This is a genomic window from Streptomyces pratensis (assembly GCF_016804005.1).
Taxonomy (GTDB): Bacteria; Actinomycetota; Actinomycetes; order Streptomycetales; family Streptomycetaceae; genus Streptomyces; species Streptomyces pratensis_A.
Genome location: NZ_CP051486.1, coordinates 4,990,641 through 5,005,798, shown reverse-complemented (window position 1 = coordinate 5,005,798; position 15,158 = coordinate 4,990,641). Strand labels below are relative to the sequence as shown.

General features: G+C 70.7%; 13 protein-coding genes and 1 pseudogene. 5 read left to right on the top strand and 9 right to left on the bottom strand.

Features of this window, described 5'->3' with window-relative positions; genetic code table 11:
• Positions 1 to 47 precede the first annotated feature (47 nt).
• From HED23_RS20255 to HED23_RS20245, 3 genes are read right to left on the bottom strand one after another with little or no spacing between them, the layout of a single operon-like run.
• Positions 48 to 539, bottom strand: a complete 492-nt coding sequence (locus tag HED23_RS20255) for a glutathione peroxidase (RefSeq protein WP_203184812.1) — start codon at positions 537 to 539, stop codon at positions 48 to 50.
• A gap of 43 nt (positions 540 to 582) precedes the next feature.
• Positions 583 to 1,122: a GNAT family N-acetyltransferase gene (locus HED23_RS20250; protein WP_203184811.1), complete on the bottom strand. Its 540-nt coding sequence runs from the start codon at positions 1,120 to 1,122 to the stop codon at positions 583 to 585.
• A 19-nt stretch (positions 1,123 to 1,141) separates the two neighbouring features.
• Positions 1,142 to 1,717 (bottom strand): helix-turn-helix domain-containing protein, encoded by a 576-nt coding sequence (locus HED23_RS20245; RefSeq protein WP_203184810.1) that lies wholly within the window; start codon positions 1,715 to 1,717, stop codon positions 1,142 to 1,144.
• A 147-nt stretch (positions 1,718 to 1,864) separates the two neighbouring features.
• Between HED23_RS20245 and HED23_RS20240 the strand changes: the two genes are divergently transcribed.
• Positions 1,865 to 2,299 carry a DUF7144 family membrane protein gene (locus HED23_RS20240; protein ID WP_203184809.1) on the top strand — a complete coding sequence of 145 codons (435 nt, stop codon included), beginning with the start codon at positions 1,865 to 1,867 and terminating at the stop codon, positions 2,297 to 2,299.
• Here HED23_RS20240 and HED23_RS20235 read toward each other — a convergent pair.
• The 3 genes from HED23_RS20235 to HED23_RS20225 form a co-directional block, all read right to left on the bottom strand.
• Entirely contained in the window at positions 2,253 to 3,587 is a 1,335-nt protein-coding gene (locus HED23_RS20235) for a chloride channel protein (RefSeq protein ID WP_203184808.1), read from the bottom strand. The genes HED23_RS20240 and HED23_RS20235 overlap by 47 nt on opposite strands.
• Positions 3,588 to 3,716: 129 nt before the next feature.
• Positions 3,717 to 5,150, bottom strand: a complete 1,434-nt coding sequence (locus HED23_RS20230; RefSeq protein WP_203184807.1) for a DUF2252 domain-containing protein — start codon at positions 5,148 to 5,150, stop codon at positions 3,717 to 3,719.
• 118 nt (positions 5,151 to 5,268) lie between these two features.
• Entirely contained in the window at positions 5,269 to 6,225 is a 957-nt protein-coding gene (locus HED23_RS20225; protein ID WP_203184806.1) for a DUF389 domain-containing protein, read from the bottom strand.
• A gap of 87 nt (positions 6,226 to 6,312) precedes the next feature.
• Between HED23_RS20225 and HED23_RS20220 the strand changes: the two are divergent.
• Positions 6,313 to 8,126: pseudogene (locus tag HED23_RS20220) on the top strand (glycoside hydrolase family 15 protein).
• Positions 8,127 to 8,129: 3 nt separating this feature from the next.
• Here the strand turns inward: HED23_RS20220 and HED23_RS20215 are convergent.
• A complete protein-coding gene (locus HED23_RS20215) occupies positions 8,130 to 8,738 on the bottom strand; it encodes a hypothetical protein (RefSeq protein ID WP_238442055.1) in 609 nt (202 codons plus the stop codon).
• Between the two features lie 128 nt (positions 8,739 to 8,866).
• Between HED23_RS20215 and HED23_RS20210 the strand changes: the two genes are divergently transcribed.
• Positions 8,867 to 9,097, top strand: a complete 231-nt coding sequence (locus HED23_RS20210) for a DUF6011 domain-containing protein (RefSeq protein ID WP_203184805.1) — start codon at positions 8,867 to 8,869, stop codon at positions 9,095 to 9,097.
• A 13-nt stretch (positions 9,098 to 9,110) separates the two neighbouring features.
• Here the strand turns inward: HED23_RS20210 and HED23_RS20205 are convergent, their stop codons facing one another.
• Together HED23_RS20205 and HED23_RS20200 are read right to left on the bottom strand one after the other, a co-directional pair.
• Positions 9,111 to 9,986 carry an acyl-CoA thioesterase gene (locus HED23_RS20205; RefSeq protein WP_203184804.1) on the bottom strand — a complete coding sequence of 292 codons (876 nt, stop codon included), beginning with the start codon at positions 9,984 to 9,986 and terminating at the stop codon, positions 9,111 to 9,113.
• Positions 9,987 to 10,020: 34 nt separating this feature from the next.
• Complete coding sequence (locus HED23_RS20200) at positions 10,021 to 12,534, bottom strand: DEAD/DEAH box helicase (protein ID WP_203184803.1); 2,514 nt, start codon at positions 12,532 to 12,534, stop codon at positions 10,021 to 10,023.
• A 157-nt stretch (positions 12,535 to 12,691) separates the two neighbouring features.
• On the opposite strand from HED23_RS20200, the gene HED23_RS20195 reads away from it, so the two are divergent.
• Complete coding sequence (locus tag HED23_RS20195; RefSeq protein ID WP_203184802.1) at positions 12,692 to 13,483, top strand: metal-dependent hydrolase; 792 nt, start codon at positions 12,692 to 12,694, stop codon at positions 13,481 to 13,483.
• Positions 13,484 to 13,537: 54 nt separating this feature from the next.
• Positions 13,538 to 15,073: an ATP-dependent DNA ligase gene (locus HED23_RS20190; protein ID WP_203184801.1), complete on the top strand. Its 1,536-nt coding sequence runs from the start codon at positions 13,538 to 13,540 to the stop codon at positions 15,071 to 15,073.
• Positions 15,074 to 15,158 lie beyond the last annotated feature (85 nt).

Genomic DNA, 15,158 nt, shown 5'->3' with positions numbered 1-15,158 from the left:
CGCGGGACCGGACCGCACGACGGTCCGGCCCCGCGGTGCCGTCCGCCCTACTTCTGCGGCAGCTGCGCCTCGATGAGCGCCACGACCTCCGGCGCCTCCGGCTCGGTGCGGGGACGGATCCGGGCGACCGGCTCACCGGCAGGGGAGATCAGGAACTTCTCGAAGTTCCACTGGACGTCCCCGGCGACGCCCTCGGCGTCGTCGAGCTTCGTCAGCTCCGTGTAGAGCGGGTGCCGGTTCTCGCCGTTGACGTCGATCTTCTCCAGCAGCGGGAAGCTGACCCCGTACGTCGTCGAGCAGAACGTCCGGATCTCCTCCGCGGTGCCCGGCTCCTGGCCCGCGAACTGGTTGCACGGCACCCCGAGGACGGTGAAGCCGCGCTCCCCGTACTCCTTCTGGAGCCTTTCCAGGCCGGCGTACTGCGGGGTGAGCCCGCACTTGGAGGCGACGTTCACCAGCAGGACCGCCGAGCCTTCGTAGGCTCCCAGCGTCGTCGGCTCGCCGTTGAGCGTGCTGAGCGGGATGTCGTGCAGCGTCATGAAAGATCTCCTCGGTAGCGTGCCGTAGCCCCCATTGTGACGCTCACTGCGCGGAGGCCTCCGGGAGGCCGAGCGCCCGGTAGTAGAACGTGGTCGCCCTGAGCGTGCCGTACGGATCCGCCGCGTAGCCCGGGACGGAGCCGCAGGGGGACCAGCCGGCCGCGCTGTAGAGCCGCTCGGCGTCGCTTCCCGTCTCGGTGTCCAGAACCAGCAGCGTCAGCCCCTGAGCGGCCGCCGACCGCTCGACGGCTGTCAGCAGCGCCCGGCCGATTCCCCGGCCGCGCGCCGAGGGCCTGACGATGAGCTTGGCGACCTCCGCGCGGTGGCGGGCGTTGGGCAGGGCCGCCCTGACCAGGCCGATCGTGCCCGCCACCCGCTCGTCGTCCCGGGCGATCCAGACCTGCTGGCTCCCCTCCTCGACGGCGGTCGCCCGTTCCCGCCACCAGTTGGCGGCCGCGGTCCGGTCCAGCGGCGCGAGGAACCCCACCGAGGCTCCGCCCTCCACGCTCTCGATCAGCAGGGCGGCCAGCTCATCGGCGTACGTGACCAGTTCGGGGCCGGACACGGGGACGATCTCGGTCATGAAGCGGGTCCTTTCACGTTCACGGCAGGACGATCATCAGTGCGTAGCGGACCCCTCGGGGGCCCGGGCAGCGGAAGTGTGAGGGGCCACGCAGGCGGAAGCGCAGGCAGTCGCCCTCCTGAAGTGTGTGAACCGTCGTGCCGACGGTGATCTCGACAGTGCCCTCGAGCACCCAGATGTGCTGCTCCACACCTGGCACGGGTGCGTTCTCGTACGAGATGTCGGCGCCCGCGTCGAGTGTCCCTTCGACGATCTCGGCGCGCAGTCCGGCGTGCGGCGGCGAGACGGACCGGCGTACGAACCCGGCCCCCTCGTCCCGCCACACCGGCTGCTGTGCGGCCGGAACCAGCTGCGGAGGCTCGGCCTCCACCTCCATCAGCAGCCGCGACATCGTCCTCCCGTACACCGTGCACAGCCGGCCGAGCACCGTGGTGGTGGGACTCAGCTCGCCGCGCTCCAGCCGTGACAGGGTCGAGCGGCTCACACCCGCACGGCGGGACAGCTCGTCCAGCGACCAGCCGTGTTCGGTGCGGAGCAGGGTCAGCCGCGCCGCGAGCCGGGCGTCGACGGAGTCCGGCACACCCTCATCTCTCATATCTGGGATTCTATCTCAGCATGGAGATGGTGTGACCTCGATCCGTATGCCGACCGGGTGATGGCGTGTCAGTCTGATAAGAGGAATTTAAGCCGCATTGCGGACACATAGGTGCCGCGTTCCGGCTCGCAGACCAAGGAGGCCGACATGGCTGGAAGTGTGAGTGGGGAACGAACGGGTCACGACGTGACCGGGGGGCGCAAGAGCGCCGCGTCCGGCTGGACCGTCTTCGCCGCGGTGATGATGATCTTCGGTGGGGCCATGGCCGTCTTCGAGGGCATCGCGGCCATCGCCAAGGACGATCTGTTCGTCACCACGCGCAACTACGTGTTCCAGTTCAGCCTCACCGGCTGGGGCTGGGTGCACCTCATCCTGGGGATCGTGGTGGTTCTGGCCGGCTGCGCACTCTTCAGCGGAGCCCTGTGGGCGCGCGCCGTAGGAGTCCTGCTGGCCGGGCTGCTGGCCGTCGCCAACTTCCTGTGGCTCCCGTACTACCCGTTCTGGTCCATCGTGCTCATCGCGATCAATGTCTTCGTCATCTGGGCGTTGTGCGTCGGGCCGCACCGGGACGGTCGAGCCTGAGCACGAGGACGTAGGAGACCACGACGGAGACGATCACGAGCGGCATGACCGTGATGCCCTCGGATCCCAGCAGAAGCGTGGCGAGCAGCACCGATGTCATCGGCAGCCTGAGCATCGCCACGCACATGGCCCCGATGCCCATCGCGAAACCCGACGTGGCGTTCAGGCCGGGCAGGTGTGACAGCGCCAGCCCGCCCGCCGCCCCCAGGAACATCGACGGGAAGATGGGGCCGCCCCGGAAGGCGCTCAGGGACGCGGAGTACGCGAGCGCCTTGCAGACGACAAGGACGACGAGCGTGCCGACCGTGTACGTGGCGTCCTCGGCGAGCAGGCCGCCGAGGGCGTCCTGGCCGGAGTAGAGCACCTCCGAGGCGCTCCTGCCCGTGCTCTCGGCGTAGAGGAGTGCCAGCACACCGACGGTGAGGCCCATCACCACCGTCGCGATCACCCGCCTCTGCTCGACCCGCTCCTGCAGGGACAGCGAGAGTTTTTTGACGCCGGTGCCGACGAGGGCGGCCGCGGCCCCGAGGGCGATGGCCCAGCCGAACTCGGCGACGGTGGGCTGCGGTGCGTGTGGCACGTGGGGGAGGGTCAGGGAGTACGTCCCGAGGCCTGTCCAGGAGCCCAGGCCGATGAAGATGAGCGATCCGATGCCGGAGGCGAGTAGTCCCGGCACCAGCACCAGGCCGAGCATCATCCCGGCGAGGCCGGACGCCTCCATCAGCAGGAACGCGCCGAGGAGCGGCGAGCCGAGCAGGGCGCTGACGGCGGCGAAGCTCCCCGCCGCCGCCACCATGGCGCTCGCGCTCGGCGCGATGCCGGGCTTGAGCAGGCGCACCGCGTACACGGCCAGCCCCCCGCCGAGGGCGATGAGGGGTGCCTCGGGCCCGAGGACCACACCGAGGCCGAGGGATGCCAGGGCGGCGAGCGCGACCCCGGGAAGTTCGGCGGCCGCCGGTGCCCCCGTGTTCACGAATCCTTCGGCGGGCTTGTGTCCGCCCGTTCCCGGCAGGTGACGGATGGCCAGCCCGGTCAGCACGCCCGCCACGGCGAGCAGTGGCACGGGCCACCACGACGGCGTGCTCTCGAAGCCCAGTGCGTGCGGGAGGTCCTCGTAGGTCAGGGACTGAAGCTCGTGGACGAGAGCCAGGAAGCCGAACGCCGCGGCGGAGATGGGGACTCCGAGGGCTGCCACGATGATCAGCAGTACCGCGTACCCCCGGGTGCGGATCACCGCGAGCGGATCCGGGGTGTCGGCGCCGGGTGCTCCGACCGATTCGGCCGACATGGTCATGGTCTCCTCGGTGTCGGGTCCCGGCCGGGTCCTGCCGACCCGCCGGGGTCCACACGGTGATACCACGATGTCCGGTTATGTCCGCGAAGTACCCGCTGTCGCCGAGCGGTGAATCCTGGCCCGCTACTTCTTGCCCTCCCCGGCCGCCGCGGGAAGGCGGCCTGCGGCCACCGCTTCGACGAGCGCCCGGTGGTCCCTCTCGTTCTGGTCGGCGTACCGCTCGGCGAACGTCTCCAGCGCCCGGTCGAACACGTCTCCGTGGCCCAGGTAGGCCGCGATCGCGATGCGGTCGCCGGACCTTGCGTGCGCGCGGGCCAGCGTCGTCCCGCACAGCTCCCCGAAGGCGCCCATCATTCGCGGCACCATCTGTTCCGGTTCGGCGATGCCCTTCCAGTCGCGCAGCTGGCGCACGTAGAAGTCCCGGCGCCGACCGTCGAGCCCGTCCACCCGCTCCCAGCCCAGGAAGATGTCTCCCGCAGCCTGCATCAGGCGCTGGCCCGCCACCACTCGCTCGCCCTGGTTCCGATACGCACTCGCCCCCGCGTAGGGCGCCAGCACCGAGGTGTCGGCCTCCTTGGCCTGGAGGAAGAGCGGATCCCCGCCGTCCCTTCCGAGCAGGAGGAAGATCCAGCAACGCGTGCCGACGCTTCCCACGCCCACCACCTTGCGGGCCACGTCCACGGGCTGGAAGTCGGCGAGCAGGGCCCGCCTGTCCGAGGGCAGGCTGCGGCCGTACCGCCGGATGAGCTTGTGGAACTGTTCCTCCGTCGCGCGGCGTTCCGCATCGGGCAGCAGGTCCGCGATCGGTACGACCAGCGGTGGATCCGGGGCGATGCGCAGCCGCCCGCCTGTCACCTCGGTGAGTTTGGCGAACGCCTGCAGACTGTCCCGGGTGCGGGCCTTCGCCGTCGCCTCGGCGACGCGCCTACGGCCTGGAGCGGCCAGTCTGCCGGCGGCCAAGGCCCTCAGGCGGTCCTCGTCGGTCTTCGTGTACCAGACGTCGAGATTGCGCATCTCCGCGAACCGGATCATCGACTCCCGGTAGGACCGCACGGTGGCCCGTACGATGCGGGCCCGCTCCTTGTCCGAGAAGCCGTTGGCGCGCCCCGCGATGACGAGGCTGGCGGCAAGCCGTTTGACGTCCCACTCCCAGGGTCCCGGCAGCGTCTCGTCGAAGTCGTTGATGTCGAACAGCAGATGGCGTTCCGGGGAGGCGAGCAGCCTGAAGTTCAGCAGGTGGGCGTCACCGCACAGCTGGGCCCTGATCCCGGAGTCCGGCGTACCGGACAGGTCCGAGGCCATGATCGCCGCCGCGCCCCGGTAGAAGCGGAACGGTGACTCCGTCATCCTCCCGTACCGGATCGGGACGAGCTCCCGCACCCTGGCCGCCGACTGGGCCTCCAACAGGGCCAGCGGGTCCGGCCGGTCACCCGTCGGCTCGTACGCGTGATGGCTGGACCTGGGAACCCGTCTGCGGGCCGCCTTGCCGAGCTCGGCCCGTTCCTTCGGTGTCGCGCCCGGTACGGCACGGAGCGGCGAGGTGCGTTCCTGGGGCATGGCGGCCCTCCTGACTGCGTGCGAGGCCGTGTGGGTGGCCCTGCTACCCATCATCCCGGGCATGCCCGGATCCGGCTGCTCGGCCGGTCCGGCGCCGGGCGCCGCCGTCCCTGTGGCCTCAGGCCCGGCCACCGCTCCGGGCCTGTTTCAGGCCCACGTGCCGCCAGATCGCCCGCTGGAACCTGAGCGCGAGTGCCCCCACCACGATCAGCACCGCGATGTTGACGAGGAGCTGGATGAGGGAGCCCCAGGCCTCCGACCAGCTGGCGAAGGCCGTCGAGACGCTGATGGCCGCGGCGGCCGGGATGGTGGTCACCGAGATGAAAACCCCGAGCAGAGCGCTCGTGCGGGCTTCGGTGAGCGACACGATGCCGACGACGCCGGCCAGGCCCGCGACGGCGAATGAGAAGAAGTTCGGGGTGTTGATCAGGTCGGAGACCGGGCGGAGCCCCTGCTTGAAAGCCCGCGACTCGAAGCCGAACCCGCGGATCAGCAGGCTGAAGAGGAACGTGACCGTGATGGTCAGCAGGAAGCCCTTGAGCAGCGCGTTCAGCCCTCGCCGGGCCATGGCCCGGTCGCCCCTGTCGATACCCAGGGCGACCGCGACGATCGCCCCGTACTCGGGCCCGACGACCATCGCCCCGACGATCAGGATCTGCGAGTTGGTGACGATGCCGACCGAGCCGATCAGGCCCGCGACGACCAGGTAGAGGTAGAAGCTCGGCGCGTACCGGCCCCCTGAACGGATGCGTGCCTCCACCTGCTCCCAGACCGGCGCGCCGGATAGCGCCCCGAGCCGGCGGAGCGCGTTCTCCGAGGCACGCCCTGGGAACGCCATGTCGACCGGCTCGATGACGACGGACCCGCGAACGTCGATCCGGAGCTCCCGCAGCCCTCGCAGGACCTCGTTCGCCGCCCCCGTCAGCACGTCGCACGCCACGGAGTCGCCGTCGGGGTCGCGTGAGGCGCCCCGCTGCACGATCAGGTTCAGGACGTACGGGTCGCCGGCGAGGAGTTCCTCGACCCGCTCCGTCAGCTCCGGCGGGCTGACGGCGCGAACATGGATCAGGTCCACGCCGCACCCCTGTGGGGCCTGGGGAGCGGCCGGGAGGTGCTTGCCGGATAGTGGCTATCGCGGTGGTATGACGGAGATTGGACGGTCATGGACCGATACCCTCCCATAGCGGCGCACGGTCGGGTGGGCGACCTGCAGACGGGCGCTCTGGTGTCGGAACAGGGTGTCGTCGACTGGTTCACCGCACCCCGCTTCGACTCGCCGAGCATCTTCGCCGCCCTGCTCGACCACGATCGCGGCGGCTTCTTCCGGCTGTCGCCCGACGACCCGGGGTGTTCCCGCAAACAGCTCTACTACCCGGCCACCGCCGTCCTGGTGACGCGCTTCATGTCGCCCGACGGGGTCGGCGAGGTGCTCGACTGGATGCCCCCGATCACGTCGGGCACGGCAACGGACCGGCACACGCTGTTCCGGACCGTGCGCGTGGTGCGCGGCACCGTGCGGTTCTCCATGGAGTGCAGACCCCGCTTCGACTACGGCCGCGCGTCGCACGAGCTCGAACTCCGCCCGGGGGGCGCCTCGTTCCGGGCGTCCGGGCTCGCCGGCCACCTGAGCGCCGGCTTCCCCCTGGAGCGCGACGGCGACGACGTGCGCGGCACGGTGACCCTGCACTCCGGCGAGGTGTCGGCAGCCGTCCTCACCGTGTGCGCAGCCGACGGGCCCGCGCCGGCGCCCTCCGACGTGGACAGCGTCACCGAACAGCTCTGGGAGGCGGCCGACTTCAGGCAGAGGTGGCTGCGCACCTCCAGCTACCGGGGCCGGTGGTCCGACATGGTCAACCGTTCGGCCATCACCCTCAAACTCCTCACCTACCACCCCACCGGCGCTCCGGTGGCCGCGGCGACCATGGGGCTGCCCGAGCAGGTGGGCGGCGAACGCAACTGGGACTACCGCTACACCTGGATCAGGGACGGCGCCCTGTCGGTGCGGGCGCTGCTGGACCTCGGATTCGCCCAGGAGGCGACCGCGTTCACCCACTGGTTCGGCGACCGCCTCGGGGACCAGGACATCGACGACGAAGCGCTCCGGATCATGTACCGGGTCGACGGCGAACTGCTCCTGGCTGAGGAGGTGCTCGGTCACCTCGCGGGATACCGGGGGTCATATCCCGTACGGCTCGGCAACGCGGCCTCCGGCCAGCTCCAGCTCGACATCTACGGAGAGGCCCTATACGCCCTGTCCGAGGGACGCGAGGTCGGGATGCAGGCGGGCTACCGGGGATGGAAGAAGGTCTCCCGCGTGCTGGACCGGCTGGCCGGCTCCTGGGACCGCCCGGACGAGGGGATCTGGAGACCCGCGGCGGACGCAAGGACTTCACCTACAGCCGCGTGATGTGCTGGGCCGCCTTCGACCGCGGGCTGCGCCTCGCAGCCGCCTTCAGCAGGCCGGCGGACACCGCACGGTGGACCCGGGCCCGGGACGCCGTCCTGGAACAGGTCATGGAGCACGGCTGGAGCGTACAGAAGCAGGCATACGTCCAGCACTACGGGGGCGACGTCCTCGACGCGTCCCTACTGCTGATGCCCAGGGTGGGGTTCCTCGCCCCCAAGGACCCCGGATGGCTGGCCACGCTGGACGCCATCGAGGAGACCCTCGTCTCCGACAGCCTCGTCCACCGCTACGACCCGGCCGCCTCCCCCGACGGCGTGCGCGGCTCGGAGGGCACCTTCAGCCTCTGCACGTTCCTCTACGTCGACTCACTGGCCCGCGCCGGGCGCCTGCGGCCGGCCCGCTACATGTTCGAGAAGATGCTCACCTACGCCAACCACGTCGGGCTCTTCGCCGAGGAGATCGGCCCCAGCGGCGAGCAGCTCGGCATCTTCCCGCAGGCGTTCACGCACCTGTCCCTCATCACGGCCGCCCGGACCCTCGACGAGGCTCTCGACCGGCAGCGGGACTGACCGTCAGTCCTTCGCGTCGTCCCACTCCTTGCCGAGCAGCCAGCTGTCGAACGTGCGCAGTACGGCGACGAGCGCCGCGCCCAGCCGCCGGTCGTAGCCGGGCGCGTGCAGATGCACCGTGTCGCCCTTGGACCTGAACTCCAGCGGAGCCCGCCCTCCCGCACGCCACACGATGCGCCGAGGTCCGCGAGCCGCGTCACCGTCACCGCTGAGCAGGCTCAGCACGATGATCAGCGCCTGCACCGGGGAGAGCGGCCACCACACGCACCACCAGAAGATCCGGCCCTTGAACCCCACCGCCTGCGGCCCGCCCGCAGGAGTCACCGTCCAGCGGGTACGCAGGCCACGGCCCCGGAGCGCCTTCTCACGGACGAACGTGCCGATGAGCTCACCGTGCGCACCGAGTACCTGGTACGACGCGACTCCGCTCCCCGCCGACACGGTCACCAGCGTGGCCAGCCGCTCCCGGCGGTGCTCGTCCGCCCACAGCACGAAGGAGCGCGCTCCACTGCCCCGCGCCGCCCGATAGGCGGGTATCCCGCCGGGCGGCAGCTCGCGTTCCACGTACGCCACCACGCGCTCGGGCCCCGGCCCGTCCGCGCACAGCACCACGTGCCCCACCGGAGAGGCAACGGCGCCGGCCGCCGGCCCCCCGTTCCGTGGCGCCGGCCCCATCCTCAGTACGGTGCTCACCGCTGTGCCCTCCGTGGTGTGTCATACCGGCTTGAGAGGATCCGTACGTGGAATCCTCCGAGCCCCAATCCGAACTCTTCCCAGGCCCGCGACCGGAAGCCGGCCGCGGCGAGGCGCGACGCCCGGTGCGGTGCGCCCTCTGCGGACGGCCTCTCACCGGCGCGGAGTCGCGCCGCAGCGGACTCGGCCCCGCCTGCGACGCCAAACTGCACCCGGCGGGCCCGGACATCCGGACCCGCCGTCACGAGGTGGACCAGGACCCGCTGCCCGGTACCTGAACCCCAAAGACGCCTACGCGCCGTCCAGCCGACGGAACAGCCCCTCCTGCACCACGGACACCAGCAGCTGCCCCTGGCGGTCGTAGATCCGGCCCCTGGCCAGCCCGCGGCCACCCGTGGCGATCGGCGACTCCTGGTCGTACAGGAACCACTCGTCCGCCCTGAACGGCCGGTGGAACCACATGGCGTGATCCAGCGAGGCCATGTCGAAGCCGCGCGGACCCCACAGCGGCTCGACCGGAATCCGTACCGCGTCCAGCAGCGTCATGTCGCTCGCGTACGTCAGCGCGCAGGTGTGCACGAGCGGGTCGTCGCCCAGCGGGCCGACCGCGCGCATCCACACGGCGCTGCGGGGGTCGGCGTCCTCGACCTCCTCACGCGTCCAGCGCAGCCGGTCGACGTAGCGGATGTCGAAGGGCTGGCGCCGGGCCATCCGCTCCAGCGCCTCCGGCAGGCCGCCGAGGTGCTCGCGCACCTCGTCGGCGACCGTCGGCAGCTCCTCCGGATCGGGCACGACACGGGCCGGCGGGAGCTGGTGCTCGAATCCGGCCTCCTCCGGCCTGTGGAAGGACGCTGTCAGATTGAAGATCGTGCGGCCCTGCTGCACCGCCGTGACCCTCCGCGTCGTGAAGGACCGGCCGTCCCTCACCCGCTCCACGTCGTACACGATCGGTACGCCGGGGCGGCCGGGCCGCAGGAAGTAGGCGTGCAGCGAGTGCACCGGACGGTCCCCGTCCGTGGTGCGGCCGGCCGCGACCAGAGCCTGGCCCGCGACCTGCCCGCCGAAGACCCTCTGCAGGGACTCCTCGGGGCTGCGGCCACGGAAGATGTTGACCTCGATCCGCTCCAGGTCGAGGAGATCGACCAGGCTGTCGGCGGGGTTCGTCATGCGGTTCTTCTCCACTCTCCTGGCCGGCGCGCCGTCACAGCTGGCCCACGGCCGTTACCCGGACGACTGCCCGGCCCTCCTCGTCGGAGGCCGCGAGATCGACCTCCGCACGAATTCCCCAGTCGTGGTCCCCGTCCGGGTCCGCGAATGCCTGCCACACCCGCCACAGACCGTGCTCGGGGTCCTCGTCGATCTTCAGCAGCTTCGGGCCGCGCGCGTCCGGGCCCGTGCCCAGGTCCTCGTGGGCGTCCCAGTACGCGTCCATCGCCTCGCCCCAGGCGTCCTCGTCCCAGCCCGCGTCGGCGTCCAGCTCACCCAGGTCACGGACCCGGTCCAGGGCGGCCAGCTCGACCCGGCGGAACATGGCGTTGCGCACCAGCACCCGGAAGGCGCGGGCGTTGGCCGTCACGGGCTTGACCTCGTCGGCCCGCTCCTGCGCCTGCTCGGCCGTCTCCACCTCGGGGTTGGCCAGCTGCTCCCACTCGTCCAGCAGGCTGGAGTCCACCTGACGCACCATCTCGCCCAGCCAGGCAATCAGGTCCTCCAGGTCCTCGGACTTCAGGTCGTCGGGGATGGTGTGCTCAAGGGCCTTGTAGGCGCTCGCCAGATAACGCAGGACGATGCCCTCGGTGCGGGCCAGCTCGTAGTTCGAGGTGAACTCCGTGAAGGTCATGGCCCGTTCGTACATGTCCCGGATCACCGACTTCGGCGACACAGGGTGGTCGCCGACCCACGGGTGGCTGGTGCGGTACACGTCGTAGGCGTGCCAGAGCAGCTCGCTCAGCGGCTTGGGGTACGTGACCTCCTGCAGCCGCTCCATCCGCTCCTCGTACTCGACGCCGTCCGCCTTCATCTGCCCGACGGCCTCGCCCCGTGCCTTGTTCTGCTGGGCGGCCAGGATCTGGCGGGGGTCGTCGAGTGTCGACTCGACCACGGAGACCATGTCCAGCGCGTACGAAGGGGATTCGGCGTCCAGGAGATCGAACGCCGCCAGCGCGAACGTGGACAGCGGCTGGTTGAGCGCGAAGTCCTGCTGGAGGTCGACCGTGAGCCGTACGATCCTGCCCTCGGCGTCGGGCGTGTCGAGCTGTTCGACGACCCCGCCGTCGAGCAGCGAGCGATAGATCGCGATGGCCCGCCGGATGTGCCGGAGCTGGGCCCTGCGAGGCTCGTGGTTGTCCTCGAGCAGATGGCGCATCGCCTCGAAGGCGTTGCCCGGGCGGGCGATCACCGAGAGCAGCATGGTGTGCGTGACCCGGAAACGCGAGGTCAGCGGCTCGGGATCGGACTGGATCAGTTTGTCGAAAGTCGTCTCGGACCAGGCGACGAAGCCCTCGGGGGCCTTCTTGCGGACCACCTTGCGCTTCTTCTTGGGATCGTCGCCCGCCTTCTTGACGGCCTTCTCGTTCTCGATGACGTGCTCGGGGGCCTGCGCGACGACGAATCCCGCCGTGTCGAACCCGGCCCGGCCGGCGCGTCCCGCGATCTGGTGGAACTCCCGGGCCCGCAGCGTGCGCACCCGGGTGCCGTCGTACTTGGTGAGCGCCGTGAACAGCACCGTGCGGATCGGCACGTTGACCCCGACACCCAGCGTGTCCGTCCCGCAGATGACCTTCAGAAGGCCCGCCTGGGCGAGCTTCTCCACCAGGCGGCGGTACTTGGGGAGCATGCCCGCGTGGTGCACCCCGATCCCGTGCCGGACGTAGCGGGAGAGGTTCTGTCCGAACTTGGTGGTGAAGCGGAAGTTGCCGATCAGGTCGGCGATCTTCTCCTTCTCCTCCTTCGTGCACATGTTGATGCTCATCAGCGACTGCGCGCGCTCGACGGCCGCGGCCTGCGTGAAGTGCACGATGTACACGGGCGACTGCCGGGTGTCCAGCAGCTCGGTGAGCGTCTCCGTGATCGGCGTCAGCCGGTACTCGTAGCTCAACGGGACCGGCCGTGTCGCGGAACGCACCACCGAGGTGGGGCGGCCGGTACGGCGGGTCAGATCCTCCTCGAACATCTTGACGTCACCGAGGGTGGCCGACATCAGGATGAACTGTGCCTGCGGCAGCTCCAGGATCGGGATCTGCCAGGCCCAGCCACGGTCCGGCTCCGCGTAGAAGTGGAACTCGTCCATCACGACCTGGCCGATGTCGGCGTACGTGCCGTCACGCAGCGCGATCGAGGCGAGCACCTCGGCGGTGCAGGCGATGACCGGGGCGTCGGCGTTGACCGAGGCGTCGCCGGTCAGCATGCCGACGTTCTCCGTGCCGAAGAGTTTGCACAGGTCGAAGAACTTCTCCGAGACCAGTGCCTTGATCGGGGCGGTGTAGAAGGTGACCTTGTCCTGGGCCAGCGCGGTGAAGTGCGCACCCGCCGCGACCAGGCTCTTTCCCGAGCCCGTGGGGGTGGAAAGAATCACGTTCGCCCCGGACACCACCTCGATCAGCGCCTCCTCCTGAGCCGGATAGAGGGTGATGCCCTGCGATTCGGTCCATGACGAGAAGGACTCGAAGAGGGCGTCCGGGTCGGCGGTCGGGGGCAGCTGATCGATAAGGGTCACGCCCCCATCTTGCCTGCCTCCGCCCCGGATGAGGGAACCGGCGGATCCGGCGAAGATCACGGACGATACGCTGCCCACTCAACTCGGCTGTCGTACACAGGCAATGGCGGCCCGGCCCGGGCACAGGGCCGAATCACTACGGGGGCGGGAAACAGCCATGATGGGACCGGCACACTCTCTGTCAGGGGCAGCGGCCTGGCTGGGGGTGGGTGCCGCGGCCGCGGCCGCGGGCCACACGATGCCATGGCCCGTCCTGGTCGTCGGTGCACTGATCACCGCCGGCGCGGCGCTCGCGCCGGACCTCGACCACAAGTCGGCGACCATCTCGCGCGCCTTCGGCCCGATCTCCAAAACGCTCTGCGAGGTCGTCGACAAGCTCTCCTACGCGGTCTACAAGGCGACGAAGGGACCAGGTGACCCGCGCAGGACCGGCGGCCACCGCACCCTCACCCACACATGGCTGTGGGCGGTGCTGATCGGTGGGGCTGCCTCCGTCGCGGCGATCACCGGTGGCCGTTGGGCGGTCCTGGCGATCCTCTTCGTCCACCTCGTGCTCGCGGTCGAAGGGCTCCTGTGGCGGGCGGCCCGGGTCTCCAGCGACGTCCTCGTATGGCTGCTCGGCGCGACCAGCGCCTGGATCCTGGCGGGCGTGCTCGACCAGCCCGGCAACGGTTCCGACTGGCTGTTCAGCGCACCCGGCCAGGAATACCTCTGGCTCGGGCTGCCGATCGTGCTCGGCGCCCTCGTCCACGACATCGGGGACGCCCTGACGGTCTCGGGCTGCCCGATACTGTGGCCGATCCCGCTCGGCCGCAAGCGCTGGTACCCGATAGGCCCGCCCAAGGCCATGCGGTTCCGGGCCGGGAGCTGGGTCGAGCTCAAGGTGCTGATGCCCGCCTTCATGATCCTCGGGGGAGTGGGCGGCGCGGCGGCGCTCAACGTCATCTGACACCCGGACGCTCTCCGGGGGGCGGCGGGCCCGCCGCCGTAGCACCATGGCGGCATGCTGCTCGCCCGGCTCGCCCACGTGTCCCTGGAGGTCGCCGCGACGACGGCCCGGACCCGGAAGACCGCCCTGCTCGCGGGGCTCTTCCGGGAGGCGGAGCCGGACGACGTCCCGGTCGTCATCCCCTATCTCGCCGGCCGCCTGCCACAGGGGCGGCTCGGGATCGGGTGGGGCACCCTGCGCGTCCCGGTGACGCCCGCCGGTGAACCCACGCTGACCGTGGCGGGGACGGACGCCGAGCTGACGGCGATCGGTGCCCTGACCGGCCCGGGCTCGCAGTCCGCCCGCAAGGAGCGCCTGGCCCTGTTGCTGGGTGCCGCCACCGCGGACGAACAGTTCTTCCTGCGTGCACTGCTCACCGGTGAGGTACGCCAGGGAGCCCTGGACGCGGTCGCCGTCGACGCCCTGGCCGACGCAGCCGGAGCTGAGCGCGCAGAGGTACGCCGCGCCGTCATGCTCGGCGGCTCGCTGAGCACAGTCGCGCGTGCGCTCCTCGCGGAGGGCCCCGGGGTCCTCGCGTCCTTCAGGCTCACCGTCGGCCGGCCGGTCCAGCCCATGCTGGCCCACACCGCCCGCTCGGTGACCGAGGCGATCGACCGGCTGGGACCCTGCGTCGTCGAGGAGAAACTGGACGGCATCCGCGTGCAGGTGCACCGTGACGGGCCGCAGGTGCGCGTCTACACCCGCGCGCTCGACGACATCACCGACCGGCTCCCCGAAGTCGCCGCGGCGGTGAAGGGCCTCCACGCCGACCGGTTCGTTCTCGACGGCGAGGCGATCGCCCTCGGGGCCGACGGGAGGCCCAGACCGTTCCAGGAGACCGCCGGCCGGGTGGGATCCCGGCGCGACGTCGCCACCGCGGCGGACGCCGTCCCGGTGGTCCCCGTCTTCTTCGACGTGCTGTCCGTGGACGGGCGTGACCTCCTCGACCTCCCCTTCTCCGAACGCCACCTGGATCTGGCCGCACTGGTCCCCGAGGAGATGCGCGTACGGCGCGTAGCCGTGGAGTACCCCGCGGACGAGCGCCGGCGGGCGGCTGCCGTGTCGTTCGCCGAGGAAACCCTGGCCCGCGGACACGAGGGCGTGGTGGTCAAGGGCACCGCGGCGCCCTACAGTGCGGGCCGGCGTGGAGCCTCCTGGCTGAAGGTGAAGCCCGTGCACACTCTGGACCTGGTCGTGCTGGCCGCCGAATGGGGCCACGGCAGACGCACCGGGAGGCTCTCCAACCTGCACCTCGGGGCACGGCGGGAAGACGGCACGTTCGCGATGCTGGGCAAGACCTTCAAAGGGCTCACGGACACCATGCTCAGCTGGCAGACCGAACGGCTCAGGGAGCTGGCCACCGCCGACGACGGACACGTGGTGACGGTGCGCCCGGAACTCGTCGTGGAGATCGCCTACGACGGACTCCAGAGTTCCACCCGCTACCCGGCAGGTGTCACGCTGCGGTTCGCCCGCGTCCTGCGCTACCGCGAGGACAAGGACGCCCGGGAGGCGGACACGGTCGATACCGTCCTCTCCCGCCGGACCTGAGGCCCGGACCTGAGGCTCCGGACACGGTGCTTCGGACCTGGCGCCCTGGACATGACCCGGCCCCCGCCCGCGCGGCGGATGCCGG